The following is a 13,036-nucleotide window of genomic DNA, read 5'->3' as shown; positions in this document are numbered from 1 at the left end:
TGAAACCAAAACGGGTCAATACGAAAACGTGAACGAACCCCAGCCAAGCTTGCGAGGCTGGTTGAGTTGGTCAGGTTTTTCGCAAATGCGTCCGTGGCTTACCGTCGTGTGGAATACTCAACGCCAGGCGCGGACCGCCGTTATGTCGCAGCGCGAACGGTTCGATCAGCTTGACGGCGCATGCGAGCACGCACTCGGTCGCGGCTTGGTGCCCCGCTTGTCCGGCGGCACATTGCAATTGTCGATGCGCTGCTCGTCGGTCCATTTGCGGCCGAGCCGCTCCTTGCCGGTGAGCGTGCGGTGCTGGACCGCATCCGCTATGGGGGGAGGGACCTCGTTCTGCGCGGACGCGGGCGCAATCAGAGCGAGCGCAACGAGGCAGCCCAATGTGATTCTGCAAATCTCGCTCATAGGTCACCTCGCTTGTCCCGGGGGCAATACAATCCGCAGAACGCCACAGATGATCCGCGGGGCAGTCGCTTTCCACCCGAAACCCGACAGGCTCTCGCCGAGCCCGAGTGGGTAGGAAGCGTCGTCGAAACTGCTATGGTGGATTCGAACGCAGGGCAGGCTCCAAGTCTTGTTTTTGTCAGCAGGAGCGGCATTCAAGGGAGACGAATGATGATTTCGCGCCGATCGCTTGCTTTGACTTTCGCCATGGCCGTTCTGTCAGGTCCCGCTTTGGCGGCATCCGGTGGCCGCAACGCGCTCAAGCTGCTCGATCCCGACAATGACGGCACGGTTGATCTTGCCGAAGCGAAGAAGGCCGCCGCCGATCTGTTCGCGAAGCTCGATCCCGATCACGACGGCACGCTTGACGTCCGCGAACTGCGCGGACGGCTAACCGCGAAAGAGCTCAAGATGGCGGATCCGGATCACGACGGCACCCTGACACTCGACGAATACCTCGCGATCGTCGAGCAGCGCTTCAAGGCCGCTGATCCCGACAGTGACGGAACGCTGGACGCGAAAGAGCTGCAGTCGCGCGCCGGCCGGGCCCTGCTGCGTCTGCTCAAATAGCCGCGTTGCCGGCGAGCCGGCCGGGTGGATTCCGGATATCGATGCTGGATTCCGCGCATAACAAAAAAAGTTGCGATTTCGCTCTTGGGCAAGACCGGAGCGGCGCAATCGGGTCTGCTTATCGGTGCGTCGCTGCCCGGCAGCTGGAAAATGCCTGACAGATCAGTGTCGGAATTTCCCAGCCATCTCAAGGCCGGGCAGGCGTCAGCGAGCCGTCGTCCGTTTCGGCATGTCCAGCAGCGAAGTCGGGTTCCTACGAGCCTAGCTTGCGCCCTGGAAGGGGCAGCCCTAGCTTGCCGCGCGGTGCGACGCTCGCGCCAACCTATACTTGGGAGAAGGAAATGGCCTGGAAAACACCGAAGATCGTCGAAGTGCCGGTGGGCATGGAAATCAACATGTACGCCTGCGCAGCGCGCAAGTAACGCCACCTGACGACCTGCCGCGGCTTCGATGGCAAACGCCGTCGAAGCCGCGGCAGTGTCGATGGGCATTTCGATCTCGGGTGCCTGTCGAACAGACCGCGCCTGTGTGTGCCCGGTCCGAACCGGCTTCGGCGACCCCGCCCAAAAACCTCACCCGTCGATTGTCCGATCGCGCTGTGCCAATTCCTGGTCAGCGCCGCCTGCCGTTCGTGAAGCGAGCCCGGTTCAGATCATCATACGCCCTGCGCGCGCTCAGGGGCGGCTCTTGAAGCGCGCATAGCGCAGCGCAAGGGTCGGCAGCACCAGCAGACTCAGCGCCATCGACGTCATCAGGCCCCCGAGGATGACGATCGCCATCGGGCCCTCGATCTCACGTCCCGGTTCTCCTGCGCCGATTGCGAGCGGCAGCAATCCGAGGCCGGTCACGAGCGATGTCATCAGGATTGGGACGAGGCGGTCGGCCGCGCCCTCGATCACGGTATCCAGTCCCCACACGCGACCGTCGACGAGGACGAGATGCTCGTAGTGCGAGATCATGAGGATGGAGTTGCGCAGCGTGATTCCGAACAGCGTGACGAAGCCGACCATCGATCCGAGCGAAAGCAGGCCGCCGGTCAGCGCCAATGCGAACACGCCGCCGACAAAGGCAAACGGCAAGTTGATCATGACCAGCAGCAGATTTCGCCAATGGCCGGTCACCATCGCAAGCAGAACGACGATACCCGTGCCCGCCAGCAACGAGTTGACGATGAGATCGTGCCGCGAGCGGGCCTGCGCCTCGGCCGCCCCGGCAAATTCCACACGGGCACCCGGCGGCAGCGTGACCTCGCGAGCCAATTTGCGTTTGGCGGCGGCGACGAAGGATTCGAGATCGCGTCCGCTGACGTTCGCCGTGACGGTCTGAACGCGCTGCGCATTGAGATGCTGGATCTGATAACGGCCTGAAGTTTCGTAGACGTCGGCGATTTGCTTCAGCTGAATGTAAGCGCCGCTCGGCGTGCGCACCGGTAGGTCACCGATCTGGGTGAGCCGGGCGCGGTCATGCGCGTCGAGGATCACGATCACATTGAAGACGGCATTGCCTTCATATCCCTGACCGACGACATCGCCCTGATAGGCGGTGCGGATCAATTCGAGCACTTCGACCGCATCGAGCCCCCAGCGTTGCAGATCGGTCGGGCGCAGCGTCACATTGACCTGCGGCATCCCCGACGGGGTTCGTTGCTGCACGTCGGCGGCACCCGCGACTTCATCCAGTTCACGCGCGGCGTCACGCGCAGCGCGCTCGAGTGCATCGAGATCGGGTCCATAGATGTTGACCACCACCGCCGCGCTGAAGCCGGAGACGGTCTCCTCGACGCGTTCCGTCAGGTAGGTCTTGCTCGAGAAGGAAACCCCAGGGAAGTCGGCAAGGGCGGCCCTGATGCGCGCTTCTGCTGCGGATTGTGCCTTGCCTGAGAGGCCCGGCTCCAGGTCGACCTCGAACTCGCTGGAATGCGGACCGACCGTGTCGATGCCGGCCTCGGCCCGGCCGGCATGTTGCGCGACCCGGCGTACACCCGGGATCTTTAGGAGCGTATCGGTCATCAACTTGCCGATACGAAGCGATTCGTCGAGCGAGGTGCCGGGGATCGCGGAGACGTGCAGGATCAGATGACCTTCCCGCAGATCCGGCAGGAAGGTGCCGCCGAAGAACGGCAGCATCGCCGCGCCGGCGATCGTCAAAGCGGCGGCCGCCGTCATCACCAGCTTCGGGTAACGGCCGATGCGGCGGAGCAAGGCCTGGTAGTAGCGACGAGACCATCGCACCGCAGGCGGTTCATGCAGGCGCTGTCCGCCGGTCCTGCCGACGAGGAGCAGCATGGAAAGCGCTGGCGTCACCGTAAGCGCAACCGCGAGCGAGGCGAGCACGGCGAAGATGTAGGCGATGCCCAGGGGGCCGAACAGACGGCCGGCAATGCCGGGGAGGGCCAGGATCGGGAGGAAGACCAGCAGCACCGCAAAGGTCGCATACGCGACGGCGGTACGTACTTCGAGGAAGGCGTCGAGCACAACGCGAGCCTCCGGTCTCGGCGCCGTTGCCAGGCGGTTTTCACGCAGCCGACGTACGACATTCTCGACGCCGATCACGGCGTCATCGACGACTTCGCCGATCGCGATCGCAAGGCCGCCCAGCGTCATGGTGTTGAGCGTTTCCCCCATCCATTGCAGTGCGAGCACGGCCGCGATCAACGACAGCGGGATGGCGGTGCAGCTGATGATCGAGGTGCGCCAGTCGTAAAGAAATAGAAAGAGAACGACGACCACGAGCACCCCGCCGATCAACAAGGCGTTGAGCACGTTCTCGGTCGCCGCGTCGATGAAATTGGCAGGGCGGAAGATGTCCGCGTGGAGCCGAACTCCGTCGGCTTCAAGGCCCGGTCGCAGCTCTTGCAGGGCGGCTTCGGTGCGCGTGGTGACCTCTCGCGTATTGGCGCCGTATTGCTGGCTGACCATGAGCATGATGCCCGGTACGCCGTCGATGAGGGCGGCCCCGATCGGCGGCTCGGGCGCGGTCACGACGGTGGCGACGTCGCCGAGAACCACGCTTGCGCCGCCTTCGTGCAGAAGAACGGTGCGGGCCAGCTGGTCGGGCGTCAAGGACTGCCCCTGCGTTTGCAGCGTGATGCGCTGATTGGCGGTATCGATGAAGCCGGCGCCCCGTACGCCGGTGGCCTTGCGCGCGGCGGCTAATACATCATTCAGGCTGACCTTGAACCGGATCAGGTCGTCCGGGCGGACCTGCACTTGCAGAGACCTAACATCCTTGCCGTAGGTGGCGACTTGTGCCACGCCGGGTACGGCCAGCAGTCGTCTTGACACGGTCCAGTCGGCAATGGTGCGCAAATCCATCAGCGAGCGCTTGTCGGACGTCAGGCCGATGACCAGCACCGTGCCGGCCAACGGGGTCAATGGCGTCATCGATGGCGGCTGCACGCCTTGCGGCAGCCGCGCGGCCACGACCGCCAGACGCTCCGTCACCAATTGGCGCGCACGGTAGATATCGCTGCCCGGCTGGAAGATGACGGTCACCACCGAGAGGCCCTGGATCGACGACGAGCGCAGGCTTTCGACGCCGGCCAGGCCGTTGATCGACGTTTCGATCGGTTGCGTGACCAGAAGCTCGACATGCTCCGGGCTGAGGCCGGGCGCTTCGGTCTGGATCGTGACCTGAGGTGGAGCGAATTCGGGGAAGACGCCGTATTTGGCTTCGCCGAGCGTGAACAGGCCATAGCCCAGCAGCGCGAACGACAGCGCAAGCACGATGCCACGGAAGCGGATGGCGAACGCGACGAGAGCGGCTTGCGGCCCTGACCTGCTGGCGCCGATGCCGTCAGTCATTGTCGTCGCCGCCCCGAAGCTGGCTCTTGGCCTCCTCGGACAGCAAGACCTGCGCGCCTCGCATCACGATCTCGGATCCCGATGGGATGTCCCGGACGACGTAATCGTCATCCGAGACCGGCTGATCGGTGCTGATCGGAAGTCGCCGGAAGCTGTCGGGGCTCACACGCAAGTAAACCCATGATCGGCCCTGCCATCGCACGATCGCGGTATCCTCGATGAACACGCCCTCGTAGGTGGTGCCGGACGGCACATAGACTGTGGTGTTCATGCCGGGCAGCAGGCCGCTGTCGCCAGGAGCCGAGAAGAAGTAGCTCAGTCCCTGAATGCGGGGATCGGTGCGTGTTGCCGGAGAGATGTACTGGAGATCGATATTCGCGTTGCGCGTCGGCGCCTGCGCCAGAGCCGTTCCGGGAGTCCCGGTGACGCTCACGCCGGGCGGCAGCGTCACCTGGACCAGAAACTGATCGCGCTCGATCAACCTGACAACGGCGGGCGAGCGCTCGACGATGCCACGACCGATCACCGGCCCCCATTCCTGTTGCGCCGTCGCTGCGAGCGTCCGGAGCTGCGATTCCGCCGCGGCAAGCGCGGCCTTATCGGTCCGCAACGTTCCCTCTGCTGTTTCGGCTTCCTTTCTCGGCAGTGCGGCAGAGTCGACCAGATTCTTGGTCCGCTCGAATGCGCTCTTCGCGACTTCGAGCTTGGCCTGAGCTGTCTGGAGTTGAGCCTGCGCATTGGCATAGCTGTTGGTGAGCTCGGTGATGCGGGAGATGTCCAGCACGGCGCCATATGCGCGGAATTGCTCGGGATGCGGCGCGGCTTCCAGAACCGCGGTTTCGAGTCCGATCTGTCCCTGCTGGCTGGGCGTCAGCTTGACCACGGCCTGGTCGCTGGTTGCAGTGCGGGAGGGCTCGGTGCGGCCCGCATCCGATTTGTCCGGTTGCGGCTCCGCAGCGGCCCGCCGGACTTGACCCGTGAGAGGCCAGGCGCCCGCGGCGAGCGCCAGCAAGCACACCGCGATCGTGGCGCCACGCCAGGAGGTTTCCGTAAGAGCCATCAGCCTGTTAGCAGTTGTGGGGAACCAGCTTATTGACGAAATGAACTGGCGGCAAGGCGGCGGTTTCAGAGGTGCCGGCGCGGGTGAGGACGGCGTTCTCCGCGGGGCCGTGACCGCTTGGTTCCGCTCGATCTCGCTCGGAGTTGAAACTTCCGGCTGCGGCGGGCGTAGCGCTTATGTTATCTTTCGACGACGCCCGCGAGGTTTCATGCATGAACCCGATTGATCTGATTGTCACTGTATGTGCCGTGCTGTCGCCCGCCACCTGCGAGGAGCAGCACCTGGTGTTCAACTGGAACGGCTCGCTGCAGCAATGCGCGATGGCCGCGCCGCCTTACATCGCGCAATGGGTCGGCGAACATCCGAAATGGACTGCGGTGCGGTGGCGCTGCGAATATCCGCACACCAATGATCGCGCGAGCACGGACGGCAAACCGCCGGCCGGCTAGCCCCTTATTTGTTGCAGTCCTTGAGGTCCTTGTCGGCCACCGAAAACACGGCGTCTGCCTTGATCTCGATGTCGCGGGCGACGCACTGCTTGCCGCCGCCGTAGCCGACCTTGGCATCGTAGCGACCAGGCTCCACGCCGGTAATGCGCAGGCGCTCGTCGTGGTCGACTTCCTTGTCCTTGTCGTTCAGCGTCTGGTTGGGACCCCATTCATTCTTGCCTGCCGGCGACAGCTCGAAGCTCGAGATCGTCGCGCTGGTCAGATTCCACAGCCGAATGCCTTTGCCCTTGCTTTGGGCGAGCACGGTCGCTGGCAGCACCAGCAACGCAACTCCAACAGCAATCAACGCACGGGCCATCCGGTCTCTCCCTACCAATTTTGCCGAAGGATGACGGCGTCTCACATATTTGCAAGGTCCAACTGTGAGAGCTGCCGCTTGATTTCGCCGATCTCGGGCTCGCCGCGCGTTGCGCGCGGCGCGGCGATGGTTTCGACGTGAAGGATTCGGGCCGGCCGCGGCGACAGGAAGAACAGGCGGTCGCCGAGGCGGACGGCATCGTCGAGATCGTGGGTGACCAGCAACGTCATCATCTTCCGGCTGGCCACCAACGTGGCGACCTGGTCGCGCAGCCGCCCCGCGAGCGCATTGTCGAGCGAAGTCAGCGGCTCGTCGAGGATCAGGAAATCCGGCTCGATCGCGAAGGCGCGCGCCAGCGCGACGCGGCGGGCGAGGCCGAGCGACAGCTCGCCGGGAAAATGGTTGCTGTGCGCGCTCAATTCGAGCAACTCGAACAGCGCGGACAGCGTGCCGGCGTCGACGTCAGGTGCGGCCAGACGCACGTTCTCCTCGACGGTGCGCCAGGGCAATAGCCGCGGCTCCTGGAACACCATGCCAAGGCGCATGCCGGGCGAGCGCGTGACTAGGCCCTGGTAGTTGCTATCGAGCCCGGCGAGGATCCGGAGCAGGGTACTCTTGCCGCAGCCCGACGGGCCGAACAGCACGCCAACCTCGCCGGCGTTCAAGGTGAAGGTGATGTTGTTGAGCACGTCGTGCCGCTTGCCGGCCGCGCTCACAAAGCTCTTGCCGGTGATATTGACCTCAAGCTGCACGGAGCCGCCACCGGGTTAGCCTGGTTTCAAACGGTTGCACCATCAGGGTCTCGATCACGAGCACGACGCCGGCAAAGCTCAGCGAATAGGCCAGCAGCAGGGGGATGTCGAACAGCTGGAAGGCGACACCGATCTCGAAGCCGACGCCGTTGGGGCGGCCGAGATATTCAGCGACCAACACGATCTTCCAGACCAGCGAGAGCCCGGAGCGCGCAGCCGCCGCAATGTAGGGCGCGAGCTGCGGCAGGATCACATGCCGGAAGGCGCGGCCGCGCGGAATGGCGAAGGCAGTTGCCATCTCGTCGAGCGCAGGGTCGAGCGCGCGGGCACCCTCGCGTAGCGTGACGACGGCGGTCGGCAGCTTGTTGATGGCGATGGCGGCGATCGCGGCAACCTCGGTCAGCCCGGCCCAGATATAGGCCAGCACGATGACGACCAGCGCCGGAAGATTGAGCAGCAAGATCAGCCAGGGATCGCCAAGGCGATTGGCGAGCGAGACGCGCCCCATCAGATAGCCGATCGCCGAGCCGAGTGCCATTGCAAGCGTGAAGGCCAGCGCGACGCGGGCCAGCGTTGCGCCGAGATTGACGAACAACGCCCCTGATCGCGCCTCGGCTGCGAGCACCGACAGCACCGCCGGCGGGGCCGGCAGCTTGGCATCGCCGATCACGAGCGAGGCAACCCACCAGGTCGCGATGAACAGCGCGAAGGACAGCAGACGGAGCACCGCTAGTCTCCCGGGATCGCTTGGTAGAACGTGCCAGGATCGAGTTCGGTCGCGGTGCCGACCAGATCACGACCGCCGAGTTGCGCCAGCACCCGGTACAGCACGCGGGCATCCGCTTCTTCGTCGGCGATCGGACGGCGCGGGATGCCTTCTCGGTAGCGGTCGCGATAGGCATGCAGCGTCTTCGGATCCTGCGCGCCGGTCAGCGGCGCGATGGTGTCCCATTCGGCATCCGAGGTCGCGAGAATATCCTTTGCGGCACGCGTCACGGCGATGAAGCGGGCCACCAGGTCCTTGTTGGCGTTGGCCCAGGCTTCGTCGAACACATAGCCGATCATCGCGATGCGGCCCTTGCTGCCGAGCTTTTTCAGCACGTCTTCCATGCCGGCGAGACGGCGAAAACCCTTGGCTTCAAGCGCGGCGCAGAAATTCCAGTAATTGAGCGTCGCGTCCATCTCGCCGTCGAGGGTCTTGGCGGCGAGCAATGGCGGCGCGCCATAGACGATGGTTGACTGCGACTTCAGGTCGACCCCGTCCTGCTTCAATGCGGCTTGCAGCAGCAGCCAGTTCTTGTCGATCGCGCCGCCGGCAACCGCAAGCTTGCGTCCCTTGAGGTCGGCGAGCGTCTTGAGCGGCGAGGCGGCCGGGACCATCACAGCGCCCAACGCGCTCGAATAGGGATAGAATTGCAGCTTGGCGCCGAGCGAACGTTCGCGCGACACCCAGGGCCAGTCCGACACCATCACGTCGGCCGTGCCGGAGCGCAGCGCGATCTTGCCGGCCTCGGGGCTGGCGAGTTCGACGATGTCGATCGACAGATTGGCCTTCTTGTCGAGACCATGGGAGCGAATGACGGCCAGTTCCCAGGCCAGCGTTCCGGTCTTCTGCGCTGCAACGCGGACGGTCTCCGCATTGCACGAGGTGCCGAACTGCATGACCGCCAGAACTGCCGCAGCCAACACCGTGCGTACAGAGATGATCATCGTTTGTTGAGCCACTTCCCCGAATGTTTTCTTTTCTGATCAACCTCCATAGCATAGCTTGCGGAAAGAGAAGAGGAAGCAGGACCATGGCAGGAGCTGGGATGCTACGACCGATTGTCGCCGTCGCGGCCTTGCTCGCCGGGACTTCCATGGGCGCGCGGGCCCAGGAGATCAACGACTATCCGACCTCGGCGCGGGCGGAATATGTGTTCGGCTGCATGAAAGCCAATGGCGAGAGCCGGCAGGCGATCGAGCAATGTTCCTGCTCGATCGACGTGGTCGCCTCGATCATCCCCTATGACCGCTACGTCACCGCCGAGACCGTGCTGAGCATGGCGCAGGTGCAGGGCAATCTGGGCGGCCAGTTCCGCTCCTCGGAGCAGGCCGCCAACGCGCTCAACGACCTCAGGCGCGCGCAGGCCGAGGCCGAAGTCAGGTGCTTCTAAAGTCTATCGTCAGATAGCTGGCAGGTCAGGTCCCGGGATTCTCGACCTTCCATTCGTGCTCGAACACGTGCCCTTCGGTATCCTTGGCCTCGGCACGGAAGCGCTTGGCGCCATTCGAGACGTAGGTGAAGCGGATATTGGGATCCTCGGAAATCGAGATCCCGCCCTCCATCGCCAGCACCGGGCTGTCGTCCTGCCAGACGTGCAGCTCGTTGATGAAGAAGGCCGGGATATAGAGTTGCGTGAGCTGGTCCATCTGCAGGCCTGAATTGTTCGGATGGCCGATCATGATCTGGGCTTCCCGCGTGCTGCTCGCCGGCCCCTGTTCGGACCTTGTGAACTGGCGGTAGCGCATCTGGCCGAGCCGGTTGTTCGCCTCCTCGACGTTCTTGCCCGCCGGTGCCGAGCAGCCGCCGGACGCTTTGACATAGACCTTGCTGACATAGAGCTTGCCGTCGCTGAGCTCCGCGACGGCATGCACGTTGGTGTAGTTGTTGACGCGAACGCGGGTCGATATCTCGGTGACGTTGGCGTCCGGCCCCAGCGTGAATTTCGCGGCCATCGGGGCCGGGTTCTCGTCGATCACCAGCGTGATCGCGACGACGCGGCGGCTATCGCTGGGCTGAAGCTTGGTGCGCAGCGTCACCGGGACGATCGCGGCGTCTTCCGCGCGCATCGGCATCTCGATGCCGATGACGTCGTTGCCGTCATTCATCGGGCGATTGCTGAAGATATCCTGGACCAGCCCGGGCCAGGGATCATAGGTCTCCGCCGCGGACGCAGCTGGTGTGCCCAGCGCGATTGTGAGCAGGCTGGCGATGCAGAGCAGGCGGGCGGGATGTCCGGTCATGTTCGCGAAATCCTGTGCGAGCCGCGTCATTATAGGACCAACGGCTATTCCCATTCAATTTCCGAAAATGCTGCAGTTGCGTTGCGGGCGTTGTAATCGTCGAACAATTGCCAGCGCGGCCGCTCGGCTTCCGCGGCATGCTCTGCCGCAGCCGTGATCGGCTTGCCGCTCTTGACCAGCGCGCGGACGTCCGCTGCCAGCGTCTTAAGATAACGCCGCTCGTCGGCGAGCGCCGCAGGCCATGCGCTCACGGGTCCGTGACCGGGAACCACGCGCTCGGCGGGAATGGCCGCGAGGTCGTCGAGCGCACGCAGCCAACCCTTGAGGCTGCCGTCGACCACAGGGACATGGACGAGAAACACCAGATCGCCGGCGAACAGAGTGCTGGTTTGCGCGTCGAACACGGTGAGGTCGTTGTCGCTATGGGCGGGCGGCCATGCCTTCAGGGTGAGGCTTCGTCCGCCGAGGTCGAGCTTCAGCGTGTGCTCGACCAGCACGGTTGGCGGGATGATCTTTACCTCATCGATCAAGGCGTCGCCCATCGTCCGGCGAAAGCCGTCGAGATAGAATTGCCCGCGTGCCGCCAGCGCGCGGGGCAGCATCTTGTGACCGACGAAACTAGTCCCGTCGCTGACGAAAGCCGCGTTGCCGAAGCTGTGGTCCGGATGCGCGTGGGTGTTGATCACGTAGCGGATCGGCTTGTCGGTGTGACTGCGGACCGCGGCGAGCAATTGCCGCCCTTCGCGTACGCTGCCGCCGGTGTCGATGACGGCGACCGCGCTGTCGCCAATCACGAACCCGATATTGGCGATGGCGCCTTCATTCTCGCGCGTCATCAATGCAGTGACGCCGGCGTGAACGAATATTCCGCGAGCGACTTCGCTTACAGGCAATTCCGCCTCTTGCGCCCACGCTATGGTCGGCGCCCAAAGCACCAGGAGCAGCGCAAGCACCGATCCGCCATGAACCATGTTTCCGCCTCAGTTTCTCCGGGGCGCGCGATCGATGTCGTCGCGCGCCAGTGTGCGCTGCAACAAGCAACGCGGCGCAATCAGGATGATTATTCCTGTTGCACGTCATGGTGCGCCGGGCAATTGCTGGATCGCGGCGATCGATCCGATCACGAGGAGACTACGTAATGAGAATTGTCGGATGCCGTCCTGTTCTGCTCGCGCTTTTCGGCTTGATCGTCAGTCTTGCCGGCCGCGACATCGCGCGCGCGCAGGTCAATGATCAGGGCGAACTCTCGATCGAGCTGGTCGATGCCAAGGTGCTGCGCATCTGTGCCGATCCGCGCAACCTGCCGTTCTCGAACGAGAAGGGCGAGGGCTTTGAGAACAAGATCGGTGAGCTTTTCGCCGAGAAGCTGCAGAAGAAGCTCGACTACATGTTCTTCCCGCAGGCGACCGGCTTCGTGCGGATGACGCTCGCGGCGCATCGCTGCGACGTGATCATGGGCTTTCCACAGGGCGATGACCTCGCCCAGGGCACCAATCCCTACTACCGCACGGCCTATGCGCTGGTGACCAAGGCGGGCGGCGAGCTCGATCAGGTCACGACGCTCGAGGACGAGCGGCTGAAGGGCAAGCATATCGGCATCGTCGCCGGAACGCCGCCCGCGACCAACATGGCCGCCGCCGGCCTGATGGGCAACGCGAAGCCCTATCCGCTGATGATCGACACCCGCTACGATTCGTCGGCCGCGGCCATGATGGACGACCTTGCCAAGGGTGAGATCGACGCCGGCATCCTGTGGGGGCCGATGGCGGGCTTCTATGCCAAGAAGGCGAATCCGCCGCTGCACATCACGCCACTGGTCAAGGAGACCACTGGACCGAAGCTGGTCTATCGCATCGGCATGGGCGTGCGCGGGTCAGATCAGAACTGGAAGCGGCAACTCAACCGCTTGATCCAGGAGAACCAGCCGGCGATCAACAAGATCCTGCTCGATTACGGCGTGCCGCTGCTCGACGAGAACGACCATCCGATCGGTCCGGAGAGCGCGACCAAGTCGCCATGATCCGGCTCGCGGCCATGCTTGCGGTGATGCTCATCGCCGCCTCGCCTGTCCGCGCGCAGGACCCGCCCGCAGAGCCGGAAGGCTATCGCACCGAGGATTACCGCGCGCCGGTGCCGGTGACGCTTGCCGGCGCCCGCGTGCTCTCGACTGCGGAGGCGGAAGCGATCTGGCGCGACAAATCAGGCGCTTTCATCGACGTGCTGCCACGCGCACCGAAACCAAATCTTCCCGCCGGCACGGTGTGGCGCGAGCGGCCGCATCTCAACATTCCCGGCAGCATCTGGCTGCCCGACACCGGCTACGGCAAGCTCGCCGCATCGACCGAGGACTATCTGCAACGCGGTCTGGTCCGCGCCTCCGGTGACGACAAGGCAAAATTGCTGGTGATCTACTGCCAGGAGAGTTGCTGGATGTCGTGGAACGCGGCCAAGCGCGTGCTGTCCTACGGCTACCGCAACGTGGCGTGGTATCCGGAGGGAACCGACGGCTGGGGACGCGCCAAATTGCCGCTGGCGGAAGCGGAGCCCGAGCCGCGCGAGGGCGAGCATTGAGCCCGTCCTCGCGTGTG

Annotated in this window: 15 protein-coding genes; 6 read left to right on the top strand and 9 right to left on the bottom strand. The window is 64.2% G+C overall.

Annotated features, from left to right (window positions below; genetic code table 11):
• Positions 1 to 165: 165 nt before the first annotated feature.
• Positions 166 to 411 carry a hypothetical protein gene (locus JQ616_RS16915; RefSeq protein WP_249136828.1) on the bottom strand — a complete coding sequence of 82 codons (246 nt, stop codon included), beginning with the start codon at positions 409 to 411 and terminating at the stop codon, positions 166 to 168.
• A 210-nt stretch (positions 412 to 621) separates the two neighbouring features.
• Here JQ616_RS16915 and JQ616_RS16910 point away from each other — a divergent pair, with 210 nt between their 5' ends.
• A complete protein-coding gene (locus JQ616_RS16910) occupies positions 622 to 1,020 on the top strand; it encodes a calcium-binding protein (protein ID WP_212016363.1) in 399 nt (132 codons plus the stop codon).
• A 341-nt stretch (positions 1,021 to 1,361) separates the two neighbouring features.
• Positions 1,362 to 1,442 carry a pyrroloquinoline quinone precursor peptide PqqA gene (gene pqqA / locus JQ616_RS16905; RefSeq protein WP_009031067.1) on the top strand — a complete coding sequence of 27 codons (81 nt, stop codon included), beginning with the start codon at positions 1,362 to 1,364 and terminating at the stop codon, positions 1,440 to 1,442.
• A 252-nt stretch (positions 1,443 to 1,694) separates the two neighbouring features.
• Here the strand turns inward: pqqA and JQ616_RS16900 are convergent, their stop codons facing one another.
• Positions 1,695 to 4,823: an efflux RND transporter permease subunit gene (locus JQ616_RS16900; RefSeq protein WP_212016029.1), complete on the bottom strand. Its 3,129-nt coding sequence runs from the start codon at positions 4,821 to 4,823 to the stop codon at positions 1,695 to 1,697.
• On the bottom strand, positions 4,816 to 5,835 hold the full coding sequence (locus JQ616_RS16895) for an efflux RND transporter periplasmic adaptor subunit (protein WP_249136827.1): 1,020 nt from the start codon (positions 5,833 to 5,835) through the stop codon (positions 4,816 to 4,818). Before JQ616_RS16895 ends, JQ616_RS16900 begins: the two co-directional genes overlap by 8 nt.
• Positions 5,836 to 6,095: 260 nt before the next feature.
• Here JQ616_RS16895 and JQ616_RS16890 point away from each other — a divergent pair, with 260 nt between their 5' ends.
• Complete coding sequence (locus JQ616_RS16890; protein ID WP_173637820.1) at positions 6,096 to 6,332, top strand: hypothetical protein; 237 nt, start codon at positions 6,096 to 6,098, stop codon at positions 6,330 to 6,332.
• A 4-nt stretch (positions 6,333 to 6,336) separates the two neighbouring features.
• Here JQ616_RS16890 and JQ616_RS16885 read toward each other — a convergent pair whose 3' ends face one another.
• From JQ616_RS16885 to JQ616_RS16870, 4 genes are read right to left on the bottom strand one after another with little or no spacing between them, the layout of a single operon-like run.
• Positions 6,337 to 6,690, bottom strand: coding sequence for a hypothetical protein (locus tag JQ616_RS16885; protein ID WP_212016027.1), 354 nt, complete (start codon positions 6,688 to 6,690; stop codon positions 6,337 to 6,339).
• 41 nt (positions 6,691 to 6,731) lie between these two features.
• Positions 6,732 to 7,442, bottom strand: a complete 711-nt coding sequence (locus JQ616_RS16880; protein ID WP_212016025.1) for an ABC transporter ATP-binding protein — start codon at positions 7,440 to 7,442, stop codon at positions 6,732 to 6,734.
• Positions 7,432 to 8,169, bottom strand: a complete 738-nt coding sequence (locus JQ616_RS16875; protein WP_212016023.1) for an ABC transporter permease — start codon at positions 8,167 to 8,169, stop codon at positions 7,432 to 7,434. Before JQ616_RS16875 ends, JQ616_RS16880 begins: the two co-directional genes overlap by 11 nt.
• A gap of 2 nt (positions 8,170 to 8,171) precedes the next feature.
• Complete coding sequence (locus JQ616_RS16870) at positions 8,172 to 9,104, bottom strand: ABC transporter substrate-binding protein (protein ID WP_212016359.1); 933 nt, start codon at positions 9,102 to 9,104, stop codon at positions 8,172 to 8,174.
• A gap of 149 nt (positions 9,105 to 9,253) precedes the next feature.
• Here JQ616_RS16870 and JQ616_RS16865 point away from each other — a divergent pair, with 149 nt between their 5' ends.
• The gene (locus JQ616_RS16865) at positions 9,254 to 9,598 is read left to right on the top strand and encodes a hypothetical protein (protein WP_433995975.1); all 345 of its coding nucleotides are present in this window, start codon (positions 9,254 to 9,256) and stop codon (positions 9,596 to 9,598) included.
• A 25-nt stretch (positions 9,599 to 9,623) separates the two neighbouring features.
• On the opposite strand, the gene JQ616_RS16860 is transcribed toward JQ616_RS16865, so the two are convergent.
• Together JQ616_RS16860 and JQ616_RS16855 are read right to left on the bottom strand one after the other, a co-directional pair.
• Complete coding sequence (locus JQ616_RS16860; RefSeq protein ID WP_212016021.1) at positions 9,624 to 10,448, bottom strand: quinoprotein dehydrogenase-associated SoxYZ-like carrier; 825 nt, start codon at positions 10,446 to 10,448, stop codon at positions 9,624 to 9,626.
• A gap of 44 nt (positions 10,449 to 10,492) precedes the next feature.
• On the bottom strand, positions 10,493 to 11,419 hold the full coding sequence (locus JQ616_RS16855) for a quinoprotein relay system zinc metallohydrolase 2 (RefSeq protein ID WP_212016020.1): 927 nt from the start codon (positions 11,417 to 11,419) through the stop codon (positions 10,493 to 10,495).
• 167 nt (positions 11,420 to 11,586) lie between these two features.
• Here JQ616_RS16855 and JQ616_RS16850 point away from each other — a divergent pair, with 167 nt between their 5' ends.
• Together JQ616_RS16850 and JQ616_RS16845 are read left to right on the top strand one after the other, a co-directional pair.
• The gene (locus JQ616_RS16850; RefSeq protein ID WP_212016019.1) at positions 11,587 to 12,468 is read left to right on the top strand and encodes a substrate-binding domain-containing protein; all 882 of its coding nucleotides are present in this window, start codon (positions 11,587 to 11,589) and stop codon (positions 12,466 to 12,468) included.
• A complete protein-coding gene (locus tag JQ616_RS16845; RefSeq protein WP_212016018.1) occupies positions 12,465 to 13,019 on the top strand; it encodes a PQQ-dependent catabolism-associated CXXCW motif protein in 555 nt (184 codons plus the stop codon). The genes JQ616_RS16850 and JQ616_RS16845 overlap by 4 nt, the downstream gene beginning before the upstream one ends.
• Positions 13,020 to 13,036 lie beyond the last annotated feature (17 nt).

This window comes from Bradyrhizobium tropiciagri (assembly GCF_018130545.1).
GTDB lineage: Bacteria > Pseudomonadota > Alphaproteobacteria > Rhizobiales > Xanthobacteraceae > Bradyrhizobium > Bradyrhizobium tropiciagri_A.
This window is presented reverse-complemented; position numbering and strand designations above follow the sequence as displayed.